Origin of the sequence: Tibeticola sp. (assembly GCF_022759015.1) — a bacterium.
Lineage (GTDB): Bacteria > Pseudomonadota > Gammaproteobacteria > Burkholderiales > Burkholderiaceae_C > Tibeticola > Tibeticola sediminis.
Genome location: NZ_JAEMQB010000037.1, coordinates 1 through 25,233, shown reverse-complemented (window position 1 = coordinate 25,233; position 25,233 = coordinate 1). Strand labels below are relative to the sequence as shown.

Genomic DNA, 25,233 nt, shown 5'->3' with positions numbered 1-25,233 from the left:
AACGATCGGTCGATGTTATTCCATTCCTCCATCCGCAGTGAGCTCGGGCGAAACTTCGCCGCCAGCCTGGTCGTGCTGGCGACGATCGTCATGTCGATCATGCTCATACGCACTTTGGGGCTGGCCGCGCGGGGATCGGTGAGCCCGTCCGATGTGTTGCTGGTCATGGGATTCACGGTCCTGGGTCACCTGCCGACGCTGCTCGCGCTGAGCCTCTTCATTGCCATCGTCGCGACCTTCTCACGGATGTATGCGGACAGTGAGATGGTGATCTGGTTTTCGAGTGGCGTGGGGCTGGCCGCGTTCACGCGGCCTTTGTTGCGGTTTGCCTGGCCGATCCTGGTGGCGGTCGGGCTGCTCGCCGTGTTTGCCTGGCCTTGGGCCAATCGGCAAATCGACGAGCTGCGGGGCCGCTACGAGCAGCGAGGCGATATCGAGCGGGTGACGCCTGGGCAGTTTCAGGAATCAGCCGACGGCAGTCGGGTGTTTTTCATCGATCGTGACAGCCCCGACAGCCGTCAAGGCACGAACGTCTTCATTTCTTCGACGGAAAACGGACGCCTCGCGGTGATCTCGGCGCGGATGGGGCGCTTGGAAACGATCGATGGGCAACGTTTTTTGGTGCTGTTGGATGGCCAACGGATCGAGACCCCCGCCGATGGCTCGCTGGCCATCGAGGTCAGCGAGTTCGACCGCTATGGCGTACGGATCAAAGACCGCTCGGTGAACCTCGATCCGGCGCGGCCGGCCAAAGCGATCCCGACCTGGAACTTGCTGCAGAGTCCGACCCCGACGAACCGGGGCGAGCTGGCATGGCGCTTCGGGCTCGTTTTGGCAGCGGCAAATCTGGTGCTGCTGGGGCTGGTCGTCACGAATGTGCACCCGAGAGCGAGCCGCAGCGGCAACCTGCTGCTGGCCTTGCTGACCTTCGTGGTGTATTACAACCTCATCAACCTCGGTCAGGCCTGGATCGCGCAGGGGCGGATGGGTTTGGCGAGCCTGCTGTTGGGCCTGCATGGGACGGCCTTTGTTTTGGGTGCGGGATGGCTGGCCGTCCGGCACAGCGGCTGGCATTGGCGTCGATGGATCCCGCGGGCAAACCGTGAATCGAGGGCGGCATGAAAACGATCCGCCGACTGATCCACGCCGAGGTGTTGCAGGCCGTGGGCTTCGTTGCCCTGGGCTTCCTGGCCCTGTTCCTGTTTTTCGACCTCGTCGACGAATTGCCGCAGGTCGGCCGCAGCGGCTCGGGCTACCGGATCGCGCAAGCCTTGGGCTATGTGCTGCTGCTCGTGCCCTCGCATCTGTACGAGGTGTTGCCGATTGCGACCCTGATCGGGACGGTGTTCGTCATGGCGCGGCTCGCCCAGAGTTCGGAGTTCACCATCCTGCGCACCAGCGGGCTCAGCCCGGCGCGGGCGCTCTGGACACTGCTCCAGGTCGGTATGCTGCTGAGCGCCTCGACCTTTTTGATTGGTGACTATGTCGTTCCGCAGGCGAATCGGGCTGCGCAGCTGCTCAAGGCGAGCTACCTGGGCCTGATCACCGTGGGCCAAACCGGGGCCTGGCTCAAGGAGCATCAGGACGGCCTGTCCTACTCCGTGAATGTGCGGGCCCTGGACGGCGACGGTTCGATGCAGGGGGTACGGGTGTTCGCCTTCGACGCGACGGGCCGGCTGCAGTTGCAGATCCAGGCGCCGCGGGCCCGTTTCGCTCCCGAGGGGTGGGTGATGGAAGACGTCACGCGCACCTACTTCACGCGCGACGACCGCGGCCCGCGGGTGGCGCGCGCGACCGACCCCAGATGGACTTGGCAGACGGGCTTGACGGCCGAGATGGTTTCGGCAGCGCTCCTCAATCCCGAGCGGATGAAGGCGTGGGATCTGTTCGTCTACCAGCAGCATCTGCGGGCCAATGGGCAAAGCGCCTTGAAATATGAAATCGCCTTTTGGCGCAAGGTGTTCTACCCCTTGAGCTGCCTCGTGATGGTCGTGCTCGCCCTGCCCTTCGCTTACTTGCACTTCCGCTCCGGCAGCATCACCAGCTATGTCTTCGGCGGCGTCATGGCCGGCATCAGCTTCTTTCTGCTCAACAACCTGTTTGGCTATCTCGGGACCGTGCAAAGCTGGTCGCCCTGGTTGGCAGCGGCTGCGCCCAGCCTGGTCTACTCGATGCTGTCGCTCGGCGCCTTTGGATGGCTGGTCTTACGCCGATGAATCCACCCCGAAACGCCATACCCAAAGAGCCGCCCTGCGCGCGCGCGGCGGTCGAACACGGGGCTCAGCCAGCCCCGAGGGCGGCCCTGGTCTTTCTCGCCCACGGTTCTCGTGACCCGCTTTGGTCGGGGTTTCTCGATGCGGTCATCGAACGAGCCTTGGCTCAGAATTCCGAAGCCTGCATCCGCAAGGCTTTCCTCGAGTCCATGGCGCCCAGTTTGCTGGACGAGGTCGATGCGCTCACCGCCCAGGGGGTGTGCCGCGTCGTCATCGTTCCACTGTTCTTGGGCTCGGGGCGGCATGTGCGGGAAGATGTGCCGGCTGTGGTTGCGGCCTTGCGCGCGCGGCATCCTTCCTTGGAGATCGATCTGCGCGCCTCTGCCGGTGAAGACCCCGCCGTGCTCGATTTGCTCGCCCGCTTGGGTCTCGAAGCCTTGGGTGCGCGCTGAAGCTTCGGTGCGCAGGTGTTTGGGTGAAGCCGAAGAACGAGAGCCCTCCCCGGAGTCGCTGACATGAATCTGCACCAATTCCGCTTCGTCCAGGAAGCCTTGCGGCACAAGCTCAACCTGACCGAAGCGGCACGCGCGCTGCATACCTCCCAACCCGGTGTTTCGAAAGCGATCATCGAGCTCGAGGAAGAACTGGGCATCGAAATCTTTGCGCGCCACGGCAAGCGGCTCAAGCGCGTGACGGAGCCTGGCGAACATGTGGTGCGCAGCATCGAAATCATCATGCGCGAGGTGGCCAATCTCAAGCGCATCGGCGAACAATTCAGCGCGCAGGACAGCGGCACGCTCTCGATCGCGACTACCCACACGCAAGCCCGTTATGTCCTGCCGCAGCCGGTGGCCAAGCTGCGCATTGCTTACCCGAAGGTGAACATTGCGCTGCATCAGGGCACGCCGGAGCAGGTCGCGCGCATGCTGCTCGACGATGTCGCCGAGGTGGGCATCGCGACCGAGTCCCTGGCGCAGTTCGACGAACTCGTCACCTTGCCGTGCTACGAGTGGGAGCACATGATCGTTCTGCCGGCGGCGCATCGCTTGGCGGCGGTCGAGCGGCTGAGCCTGGAGGATCTCGTGCATGAGCCGCTGATCACCTACCACCCCTCGTTCACGGGCCGCACCCGCATCGATCAGGCGTTCGCAGCACGTCGCCTCGTGCCCCGGATCGCGCTCGAGGCGATCGACTCGGACGTCATCACGACCTATGTGCGTTTGGGACTGGGCGTTGGGATCGTGGCCGAGATGGCCGTGCGGGATCTTCCGACGCTGTCGGGCGGTGAACTCGTGGCGCGTCCCGCAGGCCACTTGTTTGGGCGCAACCTAGCCCGTGTCGCCTTCCGCAAGGGCGCCTATTTGCGTCACTTCGTGTACAAATTTGCAGAGTTCCTGTCCGAGCGTCTCGACCGCAAGCTGATCGAGCGGGCCATGACCGGCCACGTGGCCGATTACCAAATCTAGCCCCATGAACCCAAGCCCTCCAACGCGCACGCCCGCGCTGCAGACCAAGCTGCCGAAAGTCGGCACCACGATTTTTTCCGTCATGTCGGCGCTGGCGGCCGAGACCGGTGCGGTCAATCTGGGCCAGGGCTTTCCCGACTTCGATTGCGACCCCCGGCTGGTCGATGCGGTGACCGAGGCCATGCGCGCGGGCCACAACCAATATCCACCGATGCCCGGCGTGGCCGAGCTCCGGCAGGCGGTGGCCGACAAGGTGCAGGCGCTCTATGGCCGACGCTACGATCCGGCAAGTGAAATCACCATCACGGCGGGCGCCACGCAGGCAATTCTGACCGCGATCCTGGCCGTGGTGCGCGCCGGCGACGAGGTCATCGTGCTCGAGCCTTGCTACGACAGCTACGTGCCGAACATCGAGCTCGCTGGCGGCGTGGCCGTGCCCGTGCCGCTGACGCCCGGCAGCTTCCGCCCCGACTTCGACCGCATCGCCGCGGCGATCACCCCGCGCACGCGGGCCATCCTGGTCAACACGCCGCACAACCCGAGCGCGACGATCTGGCAGGCCGACGACTGGCTGCGGCTGCAGGAAATCCTGGCTCCGACCGATGTGCTGATCATCAGCGACGAGGTGTACGAGCACATGGTCTACGCGCCCAACCGCCACAGCAGCGCCGCCACGTTCGACGGTTTGGCGGCGCGGGCCTTCATCGTCTCGAGCTTTGGCAAGACCTACCATGTCACCGGCTGGAAGGTCGGCACGGTCTGCGCCCCGGCGCCCTTGATGACCGAGTTCCGTAAAGTCCACCAGTTCAACGTGTTCACCGTGAACACACCGATGCAACACGGCCTGGCGCGCTACATGGCCGATCCACAGCCGTATTTGCAACTGCCGGCGTTCTACGCGGCCAAGCGCGACCTCTTCCGTGCCGGGCTCGAACAGACCCGCTTTCGCTTGCTGCCGAGTGAAGGCAGCTATTTCCAATGCGTGGATATTTCCGGTCTTGCGGTGCCCGAGCGTGATTTGCCCGAGGATCAGTTCTGCCTGTGGCTCACGCGCGAAGTCGGGGTGGCGGCGATTCCGCTGTCGGCGTTTTACGGCAACGGCTTCGACCAGCGGGTCATTCGCTTTTGCTACGCGAAAAGAGACGAAACACTGCACGCGGCGCTCAAGCGCCTCGCCCGGCTGTGAGCCAGGGCCCTACGTACCTGGGGGCAGGCGGTCAGGAGCTTGAATTCCCTCAAACTTTGTAGCAAATGGCCGCGAATGAACGCGCTGAAAGCCGCGGTTTGGGTCACAATCCCCTTCATGGAACCCAAACCCGACCCCAGCGCTTCCGCGGCGCGCGCAGCGAAGCCGGCATGGCATCGTTGGCGGCCTTGGCCTGCGCGCAAGCTTCGGGGTGCGGCTGGGGAGCAATCGCCATCGGCCCTGGCGCGCGGCTGGGATTCGGTGAAAGACAGCGGACGGCGCGAAAAGCAGCGCCTGAGCGACGAGTTGCGCAACATCAAAGGTGCTTGGCCGCTGCTGATGAAGCAGCGCCGCGGTGGCAAATGGACGCCGGAGGACAAGCGGCAGCTGCGTGGCATCCTCCGCTCGGCGTCCGCCCTTGGGCCTTACGTGCTCATCTGGTTCATTCCGGGCTCGATGCTGCTGCTGCCTTTCCTGGCTTGGTATTTGGACCGTCAGCGCCAACGCCACGATCGTGGCCACGCCAGCGACCGGTGAGGCAGGGCTGCCCCCCCGCGCGCTACCCCAGATTCGCCAGCGCAAATTCCCAGTTCACGAGTTTGTCGAGCAGCGCGTGGACATAGTCAGCGCGGCGGTTCTGGTAGTCGAGGTAGTAGGCGTGCTCCCACACGTCGATGGTCAGCAGCGGCTTGAGGCTGTCGGTCAGTGGGGTTTCCGCGTTCGGAGTGCGGGTGACCTTGAGCCGATCACCATCCGCAACCAGCCAAGCCCAGCCGCTGCCGAATTGGCCCATCGCGGCCGCGGCCAGTTCCTTCTTGCAGGTTTCTACGCTGCCGAAGGAGGCGATCATGCGCTCGCGGAGGGCCGCAGGTGGTTCGCCCCCGCCGCCGGGCCGAAGACTGTTCCAGTAAAAGCTGTGGTTCCAGACCTGCGCGGCGTTGTTGAACACTGCGGCCTTGTCGGGCTGGCCCGCACTGGCCTTGACGATCGCCTCGAGTGATAGATCGGCCATGGGCGTGCCCGCAATCAGTTTGTTCAGATTGTCGACATAGCCCTTGTGGTGCTTGCCGTAATGAAAGCCGATGGTCTGCGCGGAAATCACGGGTGCGAGCGCCGACTCGGGATAGGGCAAAGCGGGCAAGGCGATGGGCGTGGCCGCTGCGGCCTGGCGCGGGAGGGCGAACTCCGCGCCAAGCGCGAGGATGCCGGCTGCACCGATCAGCCAGCGGCGCCTTGCAGGGTCAAACGCATGGGCGTTGGCATCGAGGAACATCTGCGGGTGATTCATGGGGATCTCCTCCATTTCAGAAAGTACCGGGACGACAAGCGGGCGCAGCGCCAAAGCGCCACCGTTGGCGTGGTTGTGCATCGTGACCGGTGAGCCTGAGCCGCGCAAGTACGCCAACGCCAAGGCCCGCATGCAATTGGGGTTGCTGCCGCAGCGTCGTGCGCCGGCCGCCCTAGCCTGCCGGCTTGCGTGCCGTCGACCCGATGCAGATTTCAGCCGCTCAGTGCAGCAACTGCGCCCAGAGCTTGTCGAGCCGCTTGGTGCTCACGGGCTGGGGCGTGCGCAGTTCTTGGGCGTAGAGGCTCACCCGCAGTTCTTCGAGCAGCCAGCGGTATTCGTTCATGCGCGCATCGGTCTGGCCTTTGCGCTCGGCGACCAGACGCCAGTAGCGTTGCTCCATGGCCCGCACGTCCGCCATGCGCTGCGCGTCGCGCGTGGGGTCGGTGCGCCATTTTTCGAGGCGCATCACGATGGCCTTGAGGTAGCGCGGCAGGTGCTGCAACGCCGCCCAAGGTGTCTCGAGTAGGAAGCGGCGGGGCATGAGCCGCTGGAGTTGCTGCTGGATGTCGGCCTGAACCTCGGCACTCGGTCGGGAGTCTTTGAGCTTGCGCGTGGCGGCCGCGTATTCCGCGAGGATTTGACTGGCCAAGCGCGCGATCTCGTTGGCGATCAGCGTCAGGCGCGAGCGACCTTCGCCGACGCGCCGCTCGAAGCTCGTGGCGTCGATTGGCAGAGGCTCGAGCAGAAAGGCGCGGTCGAGCGCAAGGTCGATGATCTGCGCGCGCAGGTCTTCCAAAGTCCCCAGCCCCAGGTAGGCCACGGCCATTTTTTGCAGATCGGGGATGTTTTTTTCGAGGTATTTGAGTGCGTCGCGGATCTGCAGTGCAAACAGCCGCCGCAGCCCGGCGCGGTGACGCGCTGCCGCGACCTCCGGTTCGTCGAACACCTCGATGGCCACAGCGTCGCCCTGGTCGATCAGCGCAGGGAAGCCGACGAGGGTTTGCGCACCGCGGCGGATTTCCATCAGCTCGGGCAGCGTGCCGAAGCTCCAGGTGGTGTAGCGCGCCTCGGCGTTGGCAGTCGCTGGCGCTTCTGTTTTGAGAGCATGATCGGACCGTTTCGCGCTGGCCTTCCCGGGTTTTTCTTCAGAATTTTGGATCTGGGTGCTGCTTTCGGCCGCTGGGGCCTTCTGCAGCGCCGCCAAGGCCTGGAACGCGCCGCGCGCTTTGCCGCCGAGTTCAGCCTTGAGCGCCGCGAGGCTGCGGCCCTCGCCGAGCTGGCGTCCGTGTTCATCGACCACGCGCAGGTTCATGAACAGGTGTGGGCTCAGCATGTCGAGCTTGAAGTCGCTGCGCTTGACGTCGAGCCCGCTGTCGCGGCGCACGCGCTCGAGCAGCGCATCGGTGAGGCTGCCGTGACCGAACACGCCTTCCGCGCCGAGTTCCTCAGCCAAGCGTGCCGCGCTCTCAGGCAGCGGCACGAAGCGGCTGCGCGGCTTTTGCGGCAGGCTTTTGAGCAGCGCCTGGATTTTTTCCTTCAGCATGCCGGGCACCAGCCATTCGCACCGAGCCTCGCTGACCTGGTTGAGCACGAACAGCGGCACCGTGACGGTCAGCCCGTCGCGGGGGTTGCCGGGCTCGTGCAGGTAGCTGGCGCTGCAGTCCACCCCGCCGAGGCGCACCACGGGCGGGAAAGCGCCGGTGGTGATGCCCGCGGCCTCATGCCGCATGAGTTCATCACGGCTCAGAAACAGCAAGCGCGGCTGGCTCCGAGACGCTACGCGCCACCAGTCCTCGAGCTGGCGCGCGGTGCAAATTTCGGGCGGAATTTGCTGGTCGTAGAAGGCATAAATCAGCGCATCATCGACCAGCACATCTTGGCGCCGCGCCTTGTGCTCGAGTTGCTGCACCTGCGCGATGAGCTTGCGGTTGGCGGCCAAGAAGGGCAGTTTGCTGTCCCACTCGCCAGCGACCAGCGCCTCGCGGATGAAAATCTCCCGCGCCGCGACTGGATCGACCCGCGCATAGGACACGCGCCGACCGCTGTATATGACCAGGCCATAGAGCGTCGCGCGCTCGAAAGCCACCACCTCGCCGGCCTTTTTCTCCCAGTGCGGGTCGAGCACCTGCTTTTTGAGCAGATGCGCTCCGATCTGCTCGATCCACCCGGGCTCGATGTTGGCCATGCCACGCCCGTAGAGCCGCGCGGTTTCGACGAGCTCCGCACAGACCACCCAGCGCCCCGGTTTCTTCCGCAAATGCGCACCAGGGTGGCGGTAGAACTTGATGCCGCGCGCGCCGAGGTAGACCTCTTCGTCCTCGAGCTTGCAACCCACGTTGCCCAGCAGGCCCGCGAGCATCGCGCAATGAATCTGCTCGTAGCTGGCGGGCTCGGTGTTGAGCCGCCATCGGTGTTCGGTCACCACGGTGAGCAATTGCGTGTGGATGTCGCGCCACTCACGCAGGCGTCGCAGATTGATGAAGTTTTGCCGCAAGAGCTGCTCGTACTGGCGGTTCGAGAGCTTGTGCGTGCTGCCGTGGCCGCCGCGCGCCGCATCGATCCACTGCCACAGCCGCAGCGTGGCCGAAAATTCGCTGCGGTCGTCGTCAAACTTGGCATGCGCGGCGTCGGCCTGCGCCTGCGCCTCGATCGGCCGGTCGCGCACGTCCTGCACCGACAGCGCCGAGGCGATGACCAGCACCTCGGACAAAGCGCCGCGCGTGCGCGCTTCCAGAATCATGCGACCCACGCGCGGGTCGAGCGGCAGCCGCGCGAGTTCATGACCCAGGGGCGTGAGTTCGCGCGCCTCGTCGGCCGCGCCGAGCTCCTGCAACAACTGATAGCCGTCGGTGATGGCGCGGGCGGACGGCGCGTCGATGAAGGGAAAGTCCTCCACCGCGCCCAGGTGCAGCGACTTCATGCGCAAAATCACCCCCGCGAGCGACGAACGCAGGATTTCGGGGTCGGTAAAGCGCGGTCGCGCCTGGAAATCCGCCTCGTCGTAGAGCCGGATGCAGATGCCGTTGGCCACCCGACCGCAGCGGCCAGCGCGCTGGTTGGCCGCCGCCTGGCTGATGGGCTCGATGAGCAACTGCTCGACCTTTTGCCGCAGGCTGTAGCGCTTGACGCGGGCCGTGCCGCTGTCGATCACATAGCGGATGCCCGGCACCGTCAGCGAGGTTTCGGCGACGTTGGTGGCCAGCACGATACGCCGGCCGGTATGGGGCTCAAAAATGCGGTCCTGCTCGGCCTGCGAGAGCCGCGCGAACAGCGGCAGCACCTCGGCCCCGCGCGTCAGCGGCGAATGGGCCAAATGTCCGCGCAAATGGTCGGCGGCTTCGCGGATTTCGCGCTCGCCGGGCAAGAACACGAGGATGTCGCCCTGCTGCGCGGGCTCGCGCCAGAGCTCGTCGACTGCTTCGGCGATGGCCTCGTTGAGCCCGAAGTCGCGCGATTCCTCGAACGGACGCCAGCGCAACTCGACCGGATACGTGCGGCCCGAGACCTGAATGATGGGCGCGTCACCCGCCGCAGACGCAAAGTGCCGCGCGAAGCGTTCGGCGTCGATGGTGGCCGAGGTGACGATCAGCTTCAAGTCCGGCCGCTGCGGCAGGATGCGCCGGAGATAGCCGAGCAGGAAGTCGATGTTGAGGCTGCGCTCATGCGCCTCGTCGATGATCAGCGTGTCGTAGGCCTGCAGCAACGGATCGCTTTGCGTCTCGGCGAGCAGAATGCCGTCGGTCATGAGCTTGACCGAGGCGTCCTTGGCCAGCCGGTCGTGAAAGCGCACTTTGAATCCGACCACCTCGCCCAGCGGCGTGTGCAGTTCCTCGGCGATGCGCTTGGCCACGCTGGTGGCGGCGATGCGTCGCGGCTGGGTGTGGCCGATCAGTCGGGGCCGCTCGCCGGGCCGCGCGTTCATGCGCCCGCGACCGAGCGCCAGCGCCATCTTGGGCAGTTGCGTCGTCTTGCCCGAGCCGGTTTCGCCGCAGACGATGATCACCTGATGCGCGGCCATCGCCGCCATGATTTCCCCCCGGCGGGCGGAAACCGGGAGGGATTCGGGGAACTCGATGTTCAGCGGGGGCGCGACGGGCACGGACACGGGCAGTCTTTGATGGAGAATCGCGAATTATCCTTGCGCGCCCCATGTCCACCGTCTTCAACTTCACCTTCGTGCCCTGGTTCCGGTCGGTGGCACCGTACATCCATAAGTTCCGCAACCAGACTTTCGTGGTGGGTGTCTGCGGCGAGGCCATTGCCGCGGGCAAGCTGCCCAATCTGGCGCAGGACCTCGCCCTCATTCAAAGCATGGGCGTGAAAATCGTGCTGGTGCACGGCTTTCGTCCGCAGGTCAGCGAACAGCTGCGCCTCAAGGGCCACGAGGAGAAGTATTCGCACGGGATGCGCATCACCGACGAAGTCGCGCTCGACTGCGCGCAAGAGGCCGCCGGTCAGTTGCGTTACGAAATCGAAGCGGCGTTCAGCCAGGGCCTGCCCAATACGCCCATGGCCGGCGCCACGGTGCGCGTGATTTCCGGCAACTTCATCACCGCGCGACCCGTGGGCATCGTCGACGGGGTGGACTTTCAGCACTCGGGCGTGGTGCGCAAGGTCGACGTGGCGGGTATTTCGCGCACGCTCGACATGGGGGCGATGGTGCTGCTTTCGCCGTTTGGCTTCTCGCCGACCGGCGAAGCCTTCAATCTGGCGATGGAGGAGGTTGCCACCTCGGTGGCCAGCGCCATGCAGGCCGACAAACTGATCTTCGTCACCGAAATACCGGGCATTCGCGTGCGGCCCGAGGACCCGCCCGGCGACGACAACCCCATCGACACCGAACTGCCGCTGGCCGATGCCGAAGCCTTGCTGCAGCGTCTGCCGCCGCCCGAGAAACCCACCGACACGGGCTTTTACCTCCAGCATTGCGTGCGCGCCTGCAAGTCTGGCGTCGAGCGCAGTCACATCATTCCGTTCGCGGTGGACGGGTCTCTCTTGCTCGAAATCTACGTGCACGACGGCATCGGCACCATGATCGTCGATGAAAAACTCGAAGAGCTGCGCGAGGCCACGCCCGACGATGTCGGCGGCATCCTGCAACTGATCGAGCCGTTCGAGAAAGATGGCACGCTCGTCAAGCGCAGCCGCACCGAGATCGAGCGCGACATCGCCAACTACACCATCATCGAGCACGACGGTGTCATCTTTGGCTGTGCTGCGCTCTATCCCTATCCCGAGGCCAAGACCGGCGAGATGGCCGCACTGACGGTCTCACCGCAAAGCCAAGGCCAGGGCGATGGCGAAAAACTGCTCAAACGCATCGAGCAGCGCGCGCGCGCCTTGGGTCTGGAGAGCATTTTCGTGCTCACCACCCGGACCATGCATTGGTTCATCAAGCGGGGCTTCCAGCCGGTCGACCCTGATTGGCTGCCCGAAGCCCGCAAACGCAAATACAACTGGGACCGCCGATCCAAGGTGCTGGTCAAGCGGCTGACCTGAGAGGCTGAGAGGGAATCGGTCATACCCGCTTTGACGTCCCAAAACACGCCCGAGGGCGTTGCAAATGCGCGCCGTAGCCCGAGCTACGGCTGTGCTTTGCGCCTACTCGGACGCGCTTTGTGGCGCCTCTTCGGGCACGCCCAATTCCCTCTCAGCCTCTGAGCTTCACCCAGAGCCAGATCGCGCCGGCGCCCATGGCCGTGAAGACGAGGAAAGACCAGTTCGCGATCGAGCCGCCCAGGAAGGTCCAATCCACCTGCGAGCAGTCGCCGCTGCCTTTGAAAATCAGCGGAATCGCACGACTCAGCGGGAAGCTCTCGATCATTCCGTAAAAGTCGCGCCCGCAGCTCACGACGGGCGGCGGATACCACTGCAGCCAGCTCTGCCGGGCGGCCGTAAACGCCCCAAAGCCCGCAAACAGCGCCACCGCTGCGGTCGCGTAGCGCTGGGGGGCGATGCGGCGGCTCGCAGCGCCCACCGCCGCGGCCAGCGCCACCGCGATCAGCGCATAGCGCTGCACGATGCACATCGGGCACGGCACCAGGCCCACGGCTTCTTGCAGATACAAACCAAAGGCAAGCATCGCCACGGCCGCCGCAGCAACCGCGGCCAGCGCCCGACGGCTGTACCGTGCGGGTTCGCGCCAATCCGGGAAATCCATCGTTCGTCCATTCTCAGGGGGAAATGCTCGGGGAATTGTGCCTCGAACGCGCGAGCCGGGCGGTTTTGGCGCGAAAATCGCTGGCAAGACACACGGATCGGCGTCCGGCTGGCTGGCTTCCAGCGGCGCCCCGCGAGCATTCACCCAAGGAAGGATTGCACTCATGGCACGGATGGTTCATTGCATCAAGCTCGGCCGCGAAGCCGAAGGCCTCGATTTCCCGCCCTACCCCGGCGAGCTGGGCAAGCGCATTTGGGAAAACGTCAGCAAGCAGGCCTGGGCCGATTGGCTCAAGCACCAAACCATGCTGGTCAACGAAAACCGCTTGAACCTCGCCGACGCGCGGGCGCGCCAATACCTCGCGCGTCAGATGGAGAAACATTTCTTTGGCGAAGGCGCCGACCAGGCCGCCGGCTACGTGCCGCCCAGCGCCTAAAACCATTGCGCGGGCGTCGCGCACACGCTGACACCCTACCGCCAATCCACCCATGTCCAGTCCCGTCCGTTGGGAAGCCGACGGCACGCCTTGGAGCGACCGCTTTCAGGACATTTACCGCAGCCGCGGCGGCGCGGACTTGAGCGGCCTGGCGCAGGCGCGTCATGTTTTCCTCGGCGGCTGCGCCCTACTGGCGCAGGACGGCTCGCCTGCGGCCTGGGCCGGCGCGACCGACTGGCGCGTCCTCGAAACCGGCTTTGGGCTCGGTCTGAATTTTCTCGCGACCTGGCAGGCCTGGCTCGAGGACCCGGCGCGGCCCGAGCGCCTGCACTACGTCGGCGTCGAAGCCTGGCCGCCCGACGCTGCCGACCTGCTGCGCAGCGTGGCCCACCTGCCCATGCTGCAGCCGCTCGCCGAACGCCTCGCGGCGGTCTGGCACGGCCTCTTGCCGGGCTGGCACCGCTTCGAATTTGAAGGTGGGCGCTTGCGGCTCACGCTGTGCGTGGGCGAGGTGCGCGCGGCCTTGCGCGAACTCGCCTTTGCCGCCGACAGCGTGTTCCTCGACGGCTTCGACCCGGCGCAAAACCCCGAGATGTGGGATGTGCAAACGCTCAAAGCCGTGGCGCGGCTGTGCCGGCCCGGCACCCGTGCGGCGACCTGGACCGTCGCGCGCGCCGTGCGCGAGCATCTGACCCAAGTTGGCTTCGTCGTTGAAAAAGCGCCGGGCCTGCCACCCAAGCGCGACTGCCTGCGTGCCCGCTGGGCACCGGCCTGGACGCCGCGCCACGCGCCGTATGCGCCAGTCTGGCCGGCGGCGCAACCGGGGATGGCGCTCGTCATCGGCGCCGGACTCGCAGGGTCATCCGTTGGCTATAGCCTCGCGCTGCGGGGCTGGTCGGTGACGGTACTCGACCGGGCCGAGGCACCGGCCTCTGGGGCTTCGGGCTTGCCGGTCGGGCTGGTCGCGCCGCATGTCAGTCCCGACGACCGGGCGCTGTCGCAACTCACGCGCGCAGGGGTGCAGGCCACGCTGACCCGGGCGCACCGGCTGCTCCGCGAAGGGGAAGACTGGGCGCCCAGCGGCGTGCTCGAGCGCTGCCTGGCCCCGTCGGCCGCCCACGCCGCCGACCCCGACGCCAACGCCGACCACCCCACGCGCGGGCGCCGCGGCCGCAGCCTCCCGCCCGATTGGCTCCAGCCGGGCCATCCCGGAACCGTCTGGTCCCGGCTTGCCGACGCCGACGACGGGGCCAAGGCTGGCTTGGCGCCCGAGGACGCCACGCACGGTGCAGCGTTGTGGCATGCGCGCGCGGCCTGGCTGCGGCCCGCCGCGCTGGTGCGTGCGCAACTCGCCCAGCCCGGCATCCGCTTCGTCGGGGGCTGCGCGGTCGCGGGTCTGAAACGGCAAGGCGCACGCTGGCGAGCGCTCGATGCACGGGGCGCCGTGCTGGCCGAGGCCGACTTCGTGGTCGTCGCGTCGGGCTTCGACAGCCTCGCCTTGCTGCGCGCTTGGACCGCAACCCCGCTGCCGCTGCACGCGCTGCGCGGCCAGGTGGCGATGGGGCCCATGCCCGCCGAGGCCGAGGCCTTGCCGCGGGTGCCGGTCAACGGCTGGGGCAGTCTGATTGCGAATGTGTCGATCGACGCGCGGCCGGGCTGGATCTTTGGTTCGACCTTCGAGCGTGACTGCGCCGAGGCGGTGATCCGCGCAGGCGACGTGCAGCAAAACCTCGCCAAGCTCTCGGTCCTCAGCCCCGCAGCGGCACGGCAGCTGGCACCGCAGTTCGCCGCCGGGCAGACCCGGGCCTGGGCCGGCGTGCGCTGCACGGCCCCGGACCGCGTGCCGTTGGTCGGCCCCTTGAGCCGAGCAGGCGCCGATCCGTTCGAGGCCCCTTGGGTCTGCACGGCCATGGGGGCACGCGGCCTCACGCTCTCGGTGCTCTGCGGCGAGTTGATCGCCGCGCGAATCGCGGGCGAGCCCTGGCCCGTGCCGCAACGGCTCGCCGCCCTTCTGCGTGCGCAGCGTCACACCGAAGTCAACGCCGCTCGATGAGCTGCCCGCGCAGTTCGCCCTGGGGATAGCGGGCGGTCGCAAGGCTCACATACCAGCGCCCGGCGCGCAGGTCCGCCATTTGCGCTGCCGTCAGCGTTGCGCGGCCCTCGGCAGGGCTGCGGATCGGCAAGGGCATCGCCTGCTGAACCGGCGCGTTCTGGCCGACCGCCGCGGGTCCGTGAAAGGCTGCCTGAGTCACCGGGCCCGACAAACGCGCAAAACTCAGTTTCCAGCGCAGCAATCCGGTTCGCGCATCCAGCAGCGCATCGAGCTGTCCGTAGCCCTCGCTGCGCACCGGTGGCACGACGTTGTTGCCGACGAGTCGGGTACTGAAGGTCCACAGATAGGCGGGATTGTTGGGCGTAGCCGAGCCCGTGGGGCGGGCTGCGTCGATGGATCCGCCCGGGCTCGTCGCCCGCGGCGCCGAAGCGCAAGCGACCAGCGCGGCCAGCACGGAACCCATGACGAGCAGCCGCCAGCGGCTCGGGTGGGAGCGGGGTAGCGCGCAACCCGGCTGCGGGCGGCCTGCGTCGTTGCAAATCTTTGTCATCGCTTCGGCTGGGGCTGCGGTTTGCGCCTCGCACCCCATCGCGCCGCCGCTCGTGCGCCCTCGCATGAACGGATTCAGCCTTGCCTTGGCCCTCAACCCCTGCCACCTGGAGATACTCATGGAAACCCTCGACATCAGCCCCTACGCAGGCGGCGCGACCGTCCAGGCGCGTGGCCATAGAGCGACGTACACTGAGGCGTTGCTTGCGTAGGAGGCTCGATGCTGGCTGAGTACACCCCCGACGGTTGGCGCGAACGCGTCGTGGCGTTCATTTTGCGCTGGACGCTGCGACTGCTCCTCAAGCCGGTATTTTCACCCCGTTTTTCGGTGGCTTTCCAACGCCGCTGGCTCGAGGCGCTTTCGCGCATTGCGATCCAGCAGCGCGGCGTGCGGCGCGAGGCAGGCGAGGTCGCCGGCGTGCGCGGCGAGTGGTTTCGACGCGACGGCCCGGCTTTGCGGGCCGGCACCCTGCTCTACCTGCATGGCGGCGCGTATTGCGTGGGCTCAACGGCGACGCACCGGGCGCTGACGGCCCGCATCGCCTGGGCCACCGGCTTGCCGGTGTTTTCGGCCGACTACCGGCTGGCGCCCGAGCATCCATTCCCCGCGGGCCTGGAGGATGCCCTGGCGGCCTATCGGGTGCTGCGCGCGCAGGGGCCCGTGGTCGTCGCCGGCGACTCGGCCGGTGGCGGCCTGACCCTGGCGCTGGCCTTGGCACTGCGCGACGCGGGCGACCCGCCGCCCGCGGGACTCTGGCTGCTCTCACCCTGGGCCGATCTGGTCGTCCCCGACCCGCCGCCGCCCGAGCCTCCGGGCGAAGCCATGTTGAGCGTCGCCTGGGCCCAGGTCTGTGCGCGGCTCTATCTGTTCGGCGCTTCGGCGCTGTCTGGCGAGCGGCCGCAGCCGGAGATCGAGGCCGAATTCGCCGTGCGCGTGCTCGACCCGCTCGTCTCCCCGATGCGCGGCGACCTCGGCCGTCTGCCGCCCGTGCTGGTCCAGTGCGGCACCGACGAGCTGCTGCACCCGATGGCACTGGCCTTGCATGACGCACTGTTGCAGGCGGGCAACCCAAGCGTGCGCTGCGAGGTCACCCGGCACCGCTGGCATGTGTTCCAGATGCACGTGCATGCCCTACCCAGTGCCGACCAGGCGGTCGACCGCGCCGCCCGCTTCCTGCTCGAACAGATCGATGCGCAGCATCCCCCGGGGGGATCGGCCGAGGAGCCGGAAGATCGGGAAGTGGTGATTCTCGGCGCGGGCATGTCGGGCTTGTGCATGGCGGCGGGTCTGCTGCGCGAGGGCCGGCGCGACTTTGTCATCCTCGAAAAGCAGCCCGGCCTCGGAGGGACCTGGTGGGACAACCGCTATCCGGGCGCCCATGTGGACGTACCGGCCCCGGTGTATTCGTTCAGCTTCGCGCCCAATCCGCGCTGGTCACGCCGTTTCGCTTCGGCCCCCGAGATTCAGCGCTACATGCAGACGCTGGCCGAACGCCTGGGTTTGCTGCCGCACCTGCGCTTGCGCACGCGGCTGGTGCGGGCGCAGTTCGACGCGGACAGCGGGCGCTGGATCCTCGAAACCGAAGCGGGCCAGACCTTGCGTGCGCGCTTCTTCGTCTGCAGCACCGGCCCCTTGAATCAGCCGCGCTGGCCCGAAATCGAGGGGCTCGAGCGCTACGCGGACGAGCGCTTGCACTCTGCCCGCTGGGATGACTCGGTCGCGGTTGCGGGCCGCCGGGTGGGCGTCATCGGCACCGGATCGACCGCTTCGCAACTCATCCCGCCGATGGCCGCGCAGGCTGCGCGACTGCATGTTTTTCAGCGCACGGCCAACTGGGTGCTGCCGCGGCTCGACCGCCGTTATGGTGCCCTCGACCGCGTGCTCGCGCAGTTTCCTCCCTACGCACGTGCCGTTCGCGCATTTTGGATCGCGGTGCTCGAATGGGGTCGCAAAGGCTTTGACGAGGGCACGCTTGCGCGGCGCGGCATGTTGCGCGCCGCACAAGCGCTGCGAGAACGCCAGATTGCCGACCCCACCCTGCGCGAACGGCTCACGCCGCCGTATCCCTTGGGCTGCAAGCGCATCATTTACTCGAACGAGTATTACCCGGCACTCGCGCAGCCCCATGTCGAACTCGTCACCGAGCCGATCGTGCGCATCACCGAGCGTGGCATCGTCACCGCAGACGGCCAGGAGCGCGCGCTCGACGTACTGATCTGCGCCACCGGTTTCGATACCGTGCACCTGCTCTCTTCGGTCGAGGTGCGTGGTCGAGAGGGCCTGCGGCTCAGCGATGCCTGGGCCAAGGGCCCCGAGGCCTATCTGGGCGTGAGCGTTGCGGGTTTCCCGAACTTTTTCTTGCTGCTCGGCCCGAATACCGCTACCGGCCACACGTCCACGCTGCTCTACATCGAACCCGAGGTCGAGCATGTGCTCGCCTGCATGAGCGCCGTGCGCGCGGGCGAGCACCGCGCGATCGAGGTGCGTGCCGAGGCGCAACGGCGCTGGAACGAGCGCTTGCAGTCCCGGCTGTCGGGCTCGGTCTGGAGCCTGTGCCGGAGCTGGTACCGCATGGAAAACGGCCGTATCGTCGCGCTTTTCCCGGGCTTCACCGCCGAATACGTGCGCGCCGTGCGTCGCCCGAACTGGGCCGACTACACGCTCGCCTGACCGGCGCGCGGTTCCCCCGGAGTCTCGATGCTGTCCATACCCCTTGGGCCGATCGCGCTGCCGCTCGCACCCGTGCTGCTGGTCGCCGCCGCGTGGCTCGCGGGCCTTTTGGCGCGCACGCTGGCGCAGCGCCTGGCCCTGCGACGGGGGGAAACCCTCGAAGCATCCGCTTCCCATGCCGAACACGCTGGGCGGTTTCTCACGCAAGCGCTGGCGGTGAGCTTGTTGGCCGCGCGGCTGGCCCATGTGGGCCTGAACGCTTCGGCCTATGCCGCCCTGCCCTGGGCGGTGCTCGACCTGCGCGACGGAGGTTGGATGCTGCCGGCCGGCATCGCCGCCGGGCTGGTGTGGATCGCGGTTCGGGCGCGCGGCGATGCGGCCTTGCGGATGCCGCTTGGGGCCGCGGCCTCAGTGGGCATCGGGGTGTACCTGCTTGCCCGGGCCTTGTTGCTGCCGACGGCAGATAGCAGCTTGCCCGCCCTGCAGGAGCTGCGCTTGGCCGCGATCGACGCGGGTGGCGGGTTGGGCGCGACGGTTTCGCTTCGGGAGGCGGCGGCGGGTCGATCGGCGGTTGTCAATCTCTGGGCCAGCTGGTGCGGCCCCTGCCGCGCCGAGATGCCGACCTTTGCCCAGGCGCAGGAGCGCCATCCCGAGGTCGCTTTCATCTTCGTGAACCAGGGCGAGCCGGCGGCGACGGTGGCGCGGTATCGCCAAACGCTGCAGCCGCCGCTCGCCCAGGTGCTGCTGGACCCTGAACGGCGCTTGGGCGCTGCGCTCGGTAGCCGCGGGCTCCCGACGACCATCTTCATCGATGCCGACGGTCGGATGCTCGAAGCCCATTTCGGCCCGCTCAATGCGGCGGCACTCGAAGCGGCCGTGCGCCGGCTGGGTCAGCGCTGAGCGCGGTCCCGCGAGGGCGCGCGCGGCGCACCGGGATCGGGTTCAGCGACCACTGAGCCCAAGCTGACGTGCGATCAACTCTTTCATGATTTCGTTCGTGCCGCCGTAGATGCGCTGCACCCGCGCATCCGCATACGCGCGGGTGATCGGGTATTCCCACATGTAGCCATAGCCGCCGAAGAGCTGCACGCACTCGTCCATCACCTTGCATTGCAGGTCGCTGCACCAGTATTTCGCCATGCTGGCGGTGGCGGTGTCGAGCTGGTCGTTCAGGATCAATTCGCAGCAGCGGTCGACGAACACGCGCGCGACCTGCACCTCGGTGGCCAGCTCGGCGAGCTTGAAGCGGGTGTTCTGGAATGCGCCGATCGGCTGGCCGAAGGCCTTGCGCTCTTTGACGTAGGCCAGCGTCCATTCGATGGCCGCTTCGGCTGCGGCGGCCGCCCCGATGGCGATCTGCAGGCGCTCCCAGGGCAGTTGCTCCATCAGGCAGACGAAGCCGCGGTTCTCGTAGGCCGCGCCGCCGAGCAGGTTTTCTGCGGGCAACGGCACGTCATGGAAGAACAGCTCCGAGGTGTCCTGCGCCTTGAGCCCGAGCTTCTTCAACCGCCGCCCGCGCTCGAAGCCCGCCATGCCGCGCTCGACCAGGAACAGGCTGGTGCCCTTGGCGCCGGCTGCGGGGTCGGTCTTGGCGACGACGATCACCAGGTCGGCATGCCAACCGTTGGTGATGAAGGTCTTGCTGCCGTTGAGCACATAGCTGCCGTCGGGCTGGCGCAGCGCGGTGGTGCGGATGCCTTGCAGGTCGCTGCCCGCGGCAGGTTCGCTCATGGCAATCGCGCCGACCATCTCGCCACTGGCGAGCCGCGGCAAATACCGGGCTTTTTGGTCTTCGGTGCCGTAATGCAGGATGTAGGGCGCGACGATTTCGCTGTGCAGGCCAAAGCCGATGCCGGTCGTGCCCGCGCGGGCCAGTTCCTCCATTTGCGCGACCGAATACAGCTTGTCTGCCCCGGCACCACCATAGGCCTCGGGCAGGGTCATGCACAGAAAGCCGTGGGCGCCGGCCTTGCGCCAGACCTCGCGGTCCACGAAGCCTTGATCTTCCCAAGCTTCGTGGTGGGGGGTGATTTCGCGCTCGATGAAGCGGCGAAAACTCTCGCGGAAGGCCTCGTGTTCGGGGCTGAAAAGGCGGCGTTCGATCATGGGTGTCACCTGTTGGACGGATAAAGAAACAAATTTCACAAAGCAAGCGCTCGGTAAAACTATACTGCGCCTTGCGACCGGACCAGGGTCGCCCATGCCTCACCCCGGAGCCCTCCATGACCGAAGCGTTCGTCTTTGATGCCATCCGAACCCCCCGCGGCAAGGGGAAGAAGGACGGCAGCCTCTATGAAGTCAAACCCATCGACCTGCTGGCCGGCCTGCTGCGCGAGCTGCAGCAGCGCAACGATCTCGACACCGCCCGGGTCGACGATGTGGTCATGGGCATCGTCTCACCCGTGGGCGAACAGGGCTCGGTGCTGCCCAAGATCGCCGCGCTCAAAGCGGGATGGGACTGGCAGGCCGCGGGCGTGCAGCTCAACCGTTTTTGCGCCTCGGGCCTCGAGGCGGTCAACCTGGCAGCGATGAAGGTGAAGAGCGGCTGGGAGTCGCTGGTGGTCGCGGGCGGCGTGGAGAGCATGAGCCGCGTGCCCATCGGCAGCGACGGCGGCGCCTGGGCGATGGACCCCGAGACCAACAGCCAGACGCTGTTCGTGCCGCAGGGCATCGGCGCCGACCTGATCGCCACGCTTGAGGGCTTTACGCGCGGTGACGTCGATGAATTCGCCCTCGAGAGCCAGCAGCGCGCCGCCCGCTCGCGCGACGCGGGCTATTTCGACCGCTCGATCGTGCCGGTGCGCGATGCGCTGGGCCAGGTCATCCTCGCGCGCGATGAGTTCATCAAACCCCACACCACGCTCGAAGGCTTGGCCCAGCTCAAGCCCTCGTTCGAGCAGCTCGGCGCCATGGGCTTCGACGCCGTCGCGCTGCAGCGCTATCCGCAGGTCGAACGCATCGAGCATGTGCACCATGCGGGCAATTCCTCGGGCATTGTCGATGGTGCCGCGGCAGTGCTCATCGGTTCGGAGGAAGCCGGCAACAGCCTGGGCCTGACGCCGCGCGCGCGCATCGTGGCCGCCGCCGTCTCGGGTGCCGACCCGACCATCATGCTCACCGGTCCCATGCCCGCCACCCGTAAGGCCTTGGCCAAGGCGGGTCTGCGCATCGACCAGATCGACCTGTTCGAGGTGAACGAAGCGTTCGCCGCCGTGCCGATGAAATTCATGAAAGACATGGGCGTGCCGGCCGAAAAGCTCAACGTCAACGGTGGCGCCATCGCGATGGGCCATCCGCTCGGCGCCACCGGCGCCATGATTCTCGGCACCCTGATCGACGAACTGCACCGCCGCCAGTTGCGCTACGGCCTGGCGACTTTGTGTGTGGGCGGCGGCATGGGCATTGCCACCATCGTCGAACGTGTCTGAAGCCGGAGCCTGCGCACCATGATTCTGCAAACCCTGCGTCTGGATACCCTGGAACTGCCCTATGGCCGCGTGGCGGTGTTGACCTTCGATGCGCAAGGCGCACCGGTCAACACCATGAGCCTGCAGTGGCAGGACGACCTCGAAACCATCACCCAACACCTGGCCGCTGAGCGGGCGTCGCTGCGTGGCTTGATTCTGGCCTCGGCCAAGTCGAGCTTCTTCGCCGGCGCCGACCTCAAGAGCGTCATGCGCATGAAGCCCGAGGACGGTCCAGCCGCGTTTGCCCAGATCGAGCGCATGAAGCGGCAGTTCCGCACCCTCGAGACGCTGGGCGTGCCGGTGGTGAGTGCGCTCAACGGCAGCGCGCTCGGCGGCGGCTGGGAGCTTGCCCTGGTCGGCCACCACCGCGTGGCCTTGAAGGACGCCAAGATTCAGTTTGGCCTGCCCGAAGTCACGCTCGGCCTGATTCCGGGCGGCGGTGGCATCACGAAGATGACCCGGCTGCTCGGACTCATGGGAGCACAGCCCTTTCTGATCGAAGGCAAGCTCTTCGGGCCGGCCGAAGCGCTCGAGCTCGGCCTGGTGCACGAACTCGTCGACACGCCCGAGGCGCTGCAGGCGCAAGCGCTCCGTTGGATCGGCGGTGTGCAGGGCCAGCCCAGCGCCGCCCAGCAGCCCTGGGACCGCAAGGACTATCGGCTGCCCGGGGGCACGCCCGCGAACCCCAAGATCGCCCAGGGGCTCGTGGTCGCGCCCGCGATGCTGAAGAAGAAGACCCGCGGCCTGTACCCCGCACCCGAAGCCATCCTCGCTGCCATGGTCGAAGGTGCTTTGGTGGACTTCGATACCGCGATGCGCATCGAGAGCCGCTATCTGGCGCGCGTGATGGTCACGCCGGTCGCGCGCAACATGATCAACACCTTCTTCTTCGACCTCAACGCGGTCAAGGCCGCGCAGAGCCGCCCGCGCGAGGTGCCGCGCTTCACGCCGCGGCGCGTGGGCATTCTGGGTGCCGGCATGATGGGCGCGGGCATCGCCTGGGCGCAGGCGAGCCGGGGCATCCACACCATCCTCAAAGACGTCACACAGGCCAAAGCCGAGCACGGCAAAGCCTACAGCGTGGATTTGAGCGCCGCGCGCGTGGCCAAGGGCCGCATGACCGAGCACGAGCAGGCCGCGCTGCTCGCGCGCATCGAGGCGACCGAGCGGGTCGACGATCTGCGCGGCTGCGAGCTCATCATCGAGGCGGTATTCGAAAACCGCGGGCTCAAGGCCGAGGTGACGCAAGAGGCCGAGCCCATGCTGGAACCGGGGGGCTTCTTCGCCAGCAACACCTCGACGTTGCCGATCAGCAGCCTGGCGCAAGCCTCGGCGCAGCCGCAGAAATTCATCGGTATCCATTTCTTCAGCCCGGTGGACAAGATGCAGCTCGTGGAGATCATCCGCGGCCGCCAGACCGACGACGAAACCGTCGCGCGCGCCTTCGACTACGTGCGCGCGCTCGGCAAGCTGCCGATCCTGGTCAACGATGCGCGCGGCTTTTACACCAGCCGCACCTTCGGCACCTATGTGATGGAAGGTGCCGCGATGCTGGGCGAGGGCATCCCGGCGCCGGTGATCGAGAACGCCGCCGTGCAGGCGGGCATGCCGGTCGGGCCGCTGGCGGTGCTCGATGAGACTTCGCTCGCACTCTCCGTCCATGTGCTCGACCAGACCCGAGCCGACTTTGCGGCTGAGGGGAAAACCTACGAGCCCACGCCGGGCGAGCAATTGGTCGAGCGCATGGTCAAGGAGTTCCACGGCCTGGGTCGCGCGGCCGGAGGCGGCTTCTACGACTATCCCCCCGGACAAAAGAAGCGCCTGTGGCCCGAACTCAAGACCTTCTTCGAGCGGCCCGAGCGCGCCTGGGACGTACAGGAGGTCAAAGACCGGCTGCTCTGGCGCCAGTCCATTGAGACGGCCCGTTGTCTGGCCGAAGGCGTGCTGAACACGGTCGCCGAAGCCAACATCGGCTCGATCTTCGGCATCGGCTTTCCGGCCTGGACCGGTGGCGCCTTGCAGTTCATCTATGGCATGGGTGTCGACCGCTTCTTCGAACGCGCCGACGCGCTCGCGCGCGCCCACGGCCCGGGCTTTGCCCTCAGCCCCGAGGTGCGCGCCACCCTCCGGGCGCGCGAGCCGCGTTGGTAAGCGCCGACGGCGTGCGCAAGACGCTTGCTGCAGCGCAACAGCGCGCGGCTGGCTTGGCGATAATTCTCGGCTGCGACCGACGCGACGGTTTTGCCGTCGCTTTTTCTTTTCCACCCGACGCTTCCCCGACGACCATGAAACGCCTCGAAAACAAAGTCTCGATCATCACCGGTGCCGCGCAGGGCATAGGCCTCGCCACGGCGCTCAAGTTTGCCCAGGAAGGCGCGCGCGTGGTCGTCTGCGACGTGCGCCAGGACGCGGTCGACGCCGCGGTGGCTCAGTGCCAGGCGACCGGCGCCGAGGCGCTTGGCTTCGTCATGGATGTGACGCAGCGCGCGATGGTCGATGCCGTGGTGACGCAGGTCCTCGAACGCATGGGCCGCATCGACGTGCTCGTCAACAACGCGGGCATCACGCAGGATGCGCGGCTGCAAAAGATGACGATCGAGCAGTTCGACCGCGTGATCGACGTGAACCTGCGCGGCGTGTTTCACTGCGCACAAGCCGTCGCCGACACCATGGTCAACCAGGGTTCGGGTGCCATCCTCAACGCCAGTTCGGTGGTCGGCATCTACGGCAACTTCGGTCAGACGAATTACGCCGCCAGCAAGTTCGGCGTCATCGGCTTCACCAAGACCTGGAGCCGCGAACTTGGCCCCAGGGGCGTGCGGGTGAACGCGGTGGCCCCCGGCTTCGTGCAGACGCCGATGCTCGGCACCATCCCCGACAAGGTCATCGCCGAGATGGAGCACCGCGTACCGCTGCGGCGCCTGGGCCAGCTGGAGGAGATCGCCAACGTCTACGCCTTCTTGGCGAGCGACGAAGCAAGCTACATCAACGGCGCGGTGATCGAGGTTTCGGGCGGAATGACGGTATGAGCCCGGTGCACTCGACCCCCAGTGATCCGGAGGCACCACTGCCCCAGCCGCGCTCGAAGACGGACCTGTTCCTCTCCTTCACGGCGATGGCGCTGCAAGGCTTTGGCGGCGTGGTGGCGGTGGTGCAGCGCGAACTGGTCGAGAGAAAGCGCTGGCTCACGCCCGAGCAATTCGCCGAGGACTGGGCGGTCGCGCAGATCATGCCCGGCCCGAACGTGGTCAACCTTGCCATGATGGTTGGTGGGCGCGCCTTCGGCTTGGGCGGAGCCTTGGCCGCGCTTGCGGGCATGCTGGTGGTGCCCATGGCGATTGCGATCCTGGTGGCAGTGCTGTTCACCGGCGTGGCCGACTCGCCGCAGGCACAAGGCGCACTGCGCGGCATGGGCGCTGTGGTCGCGGGGCTGATCGCTGCGACGGGCCTGAAGCTGCTCCCAGCCTTGCGGCACAACGTGATGGGTTGGCACGTCTGTGCAGCCTTGGCCGCAGCCACCTTCGTTGGGGTAGCGCTGCTGCGCTGGCCGTTGCCCTGGGTGCTGCCGGTGCTGGGCCTCACCGGATTCGCCTGGGCTTGGCGGCAACTGGCCCGCGCGGGCGGCAAGCGCGCCGACGCTGCTTCGGAGCGGCAGCCATGACGAGCGCGCCTGTTCTGTCCCTCGGCGTGGCCGATTGGTTCGATCTCTTCACGCACTTCGTGACGCTCTCTCTGCTGAGTGTG

At 66.9% G+C, this 25,233-nt stretch carries 20 protein-coding genes; 15 read left to right on the top strand and 5 right to left on the bottom strand.

What is annotated here, in order from left to right; genetic code table 11:
- The first annotated feature begins 12 nt into the window (after nt 1-12).
- From lptF to JHC36_RS02175, 6 genes are all read left to right on the top strand, one after another.
- Nucleotides 13-1,122, top strand: coding sequence for an LPS export ABC transporter permease LptF (lptF, locus tag JHC36_RS02200; protein ID WP_124221777.1), 1,110 nt, complete (start codon nt 13-15; stop codon nt 1,120-1,122).
- Entirely contained in the window at nt 1,119-2,216 is a 1,098-nt protein-coding gene (lptG, locus tag JHC36_RS02195; protein WP_287915301.1) for an LPS export ABC transporter permease LptG, read from the top strand. The genes lptF and lptG overlap by 4 nt, the downstream gene beginning before the upstream one ends.
- A complete protein-coding gene (locus tag JHC36_RS02190) occupies nt 2,213-2,665 on the top strand; it encodes a sirohydrochlorin chelatase (RefSeq protein ID WP_124221782.1) in 453 nt (150 codons plus the stop codon). The genes lptG and JHC36_RS02190 overlap by 4 nt, the downstream gene beginning before the upstream one ends.
- A 63-nt stretch (nt 2,666-2,728) precedes the next feature.
- Complete coding sequence (locus JHC36_RS02185; protein WP_287915297.1) at nt 2,729-3,679, top strand: CysB family HTH-type transcriptional regulator; 951 nt, start codon at nt 2,729-2,731, stop codon at nt 3,677-3,679.
- 4 nt (nt 3,680-3,683) lie between these two features.
- The gene (locus tag JHC36_RS02180) at nt 3,684-4,865 is read left to right on the top strand and encodes a pyridoxal phosphate-dependent aminotransferase (RefSeq protein ID WP_287915294.1); all 1,182 of its coding nucleotides are present in this window, start codon (nt 3,684-3,686) and stop codon (nt 4,863-4,865) included.
- A 117-nt stretch (nt 4,866-4,982) separates the two neighbouring features.
- Nucleotides 4,983-5,402: a hypothetical protein gene (locus tag JHC36_RS02175; RefSeq protein WP_287915291.1), complete on the top strand. Its 420-nt coding sequence runs from the start codon at nt 4,983-4,985 to the stop codon at nt 5,400-5,402.
- Between the two features lie 22 nt (nt 5,403-5,424).
- Here the strand turns inward: JHC36_RS02175 and JHC36_RS02170 are convergent, their stop codons facing one another.
- Nucleotides 5,425-6,153, bottom strand: a complete 729-nt coding sequence (locus tag JHC36_RS02170) for a superoxide dismutase (RefSeq protein WP_287915288.1) — start codon at nt 6,151-6,153, stop codon at nt 5,425-5,427.
- A gap of 220 nt (nt 6,154-6,373) precedes the next feature.
- Nucleotides 6,374-10,180: an ATP-dependent RNA helicase HrpA gene (hrpA, locus tag JHC36_RS02165; protein WP_503006779.1), complete on the bottom strand. Its 3,807-nt coding sequence runs from the start codon at nt 10,178-10,180 to the stop codon at nt 6,374-6,376.
- 122 nt (nt 10,181-10,302) lie between these two features.
- Here hrpA and argA point away from each other — a divergent pair, with 122 nt between their 5' ends.
- Nucleotides 10,303-11,652: an amino-acid N-acetyltransferase gene (gene argA, locus JHC36_RS02160; RefSeq protein WP_124221791.1), complete on the top strand. Its 1,350-nt coding sequence runs from the start codon at nt 10,303-10,305 to the stop codon at nt 11,650-11,652.
- Between the two features lie 151 nt (nt 11,653-11,803).
- On the opposite strand, the gene JHC36_RS02155 is transcribed toward argA, so the two are convergent.
- The gene (locus tag JHC36_RS02155) at nt 11,804-12,313 is read right to left on the bottom strand and encodes a disulfide bond formation protein B (protein ID WP_287915285.1); all 510 of its coding nucleotides are present in this window, start codon (nt 12,311-12,313) and stop codon (nt 11,804-11,806) included.
- A gap of 163 nt (nt 12,314-12,476) precedes the next feature.
- On the opposite strand from JHC36_RS02155, the gene JHC36_RS02150 reads away from it, so the two are divergent.
- A complete protein-coding gene (locus tag JHC36_RS02150; protein ID WP_124221796.1) occupies nt 12,477-12,749 on the top strand; it encodes an oxidative damage protection protein in 273 nt (90 codons plus the stop codon).
- A 52-nt stretch (nt 12,750-12,801) separates the two neighbouring features.
- Entirely contained in the window at nt 12,802-14,802 is a 2,001-nt protein-coding gene (mnmC, locus tag JHC36_RS02145) for a bifunctional tRNA (5-methylaminomethyl-2-thiouridine)(34)-methyltransferase MnmC2/FAD-dependent 5-carboxymethylaminomethyl-2-thiouridine(34) oxidoreductase MnmC1 (protein WP_287915278.1), read from the top strand.
- On the opposite strand, the gene JHC36_RS02140 is transcribed toward mnmC, so the two are convergent.
- Nucleotides 14,786-15,265 (bottom strand): CHRD domain-containing protein, encoded by a 480-nt coding sequence (locus tag JHC36_RS02140; protein WP_287915275.1) that lies wholly within the window; start codon nt 15,263-15,265, stop codon nt 14,786-14,788. The genes mnmC and JHC36_RS02140 overlap by 17 nt on opposite strands.
- A 306-nt stretch (nt 15,266-15,571) precedes the next feature.
- Here JHC36_RS02140 and JHC36_RS02135 point away from each other — a divergent pair, with 306 nt between their 5' ends.
- Nucleotides 15,572-18,022 (top strand): alpha/beta hydrolase fold domain-containing protein, encoded by a 2,451-nt coding sequence (locus tag JHC36_RS02135; RefSeq protein ID WP_287915272.1) that lies wholly within the window; start codon nt 15,572-15,574, stop codon nt 18,020-18,022.
- A 27-nt stretch (nt 18,023-18,049) separates the two neighbouring features.
- On the top strand, nt 18,050-18,922 hold the full coding sequence (locus JHC36_RS02130) for a TlpA family protein disulfide reductase (RefSeq protein ID WP_287915269.1): 873 nt from the start codon (nt 18,050-18,052) through the stop codon (nt 18,920-18,922).
- Between the two features lie 42 nt (nt 18,923-18,964).
- Here the strand turns inward: JHC36_RS02130 and JHC36_RS02125 are convergent, their stop codons facing one another.
- Nucleotides 18,965-20,128 (bottom strand): acyl-CoA dehydrogenase family protein, encoded by a 1,164-nt coding sequence (locus JHC36_RS02125; RefSeq protein ID WP_287915266.1) that lies wholly within the window; start codon nt 20,126-20,128, stop codon nt 18,965-18,967.
- A gap of 116 nt (nt 20,129-20,244) precedes the next feature.
- On the opposite strand from JHC36_RS02125, the gene JHC36_RS02120 reads away from it, so the two are divergent.
- From JHC36_RS02120 to JHC36_RS02105, 4 genes are all read left to right on the top strand, one after another.
- Nucleotides 20,245-21,450, top strand: coding sequence for an acetyl-CoA C-acetyltransferase (locus JHC36_RS02120; protein WP_287915263.1), 1,206 nt, complete (start codon nt 20,245-20,247; stop codon nt 21,448-21,450).
- 24 nt (nt 21,451-21,474) lie between these two features.
- Nucleotides 21,475-23,640, top strand: a complete 2,166-nt coding sequence (locus tag JHC36_RS02115) for a 3-hydroxyacyl-CoA dehydrogenase NAD-binding domain-containing protein (RefSeq protein ID WP_503006778.1) — start codon at nt 21,475-21,477, stop codon at nt 23,638-23,640.
- A 134-nt stretch (nt 23,641-23,774) separates the two neighbouring features.
- Nucleotides 23,775-24,518, top strand: a complete 744-nt coding sequence (gene fabG, locus JHC36_RS02110; RefSeq protein ID WP_287915257.1) for a 3-oxoacyl-ACP reductase FabG — start codon at nt 23,775-23,777, stop codon at nt 24,516-24,518.
- Nucleotides 24,515-25,150, top strand: coding sequence for a chromate transporter (locus tag JHC36_RS02105; RefSeq protein ID WP_287915255.1), 636 nt, complete (start codon nt 24,515-24,517; stop codon nt 25,148-25,150). The genes fabG and JHC36_RS02105 overlap by 4 nt, the downstream gene beginning before the upstream one ends.
- The last annotated feature ends 83 nt before the right edge of the window (nt 25,151-25,233 follow it).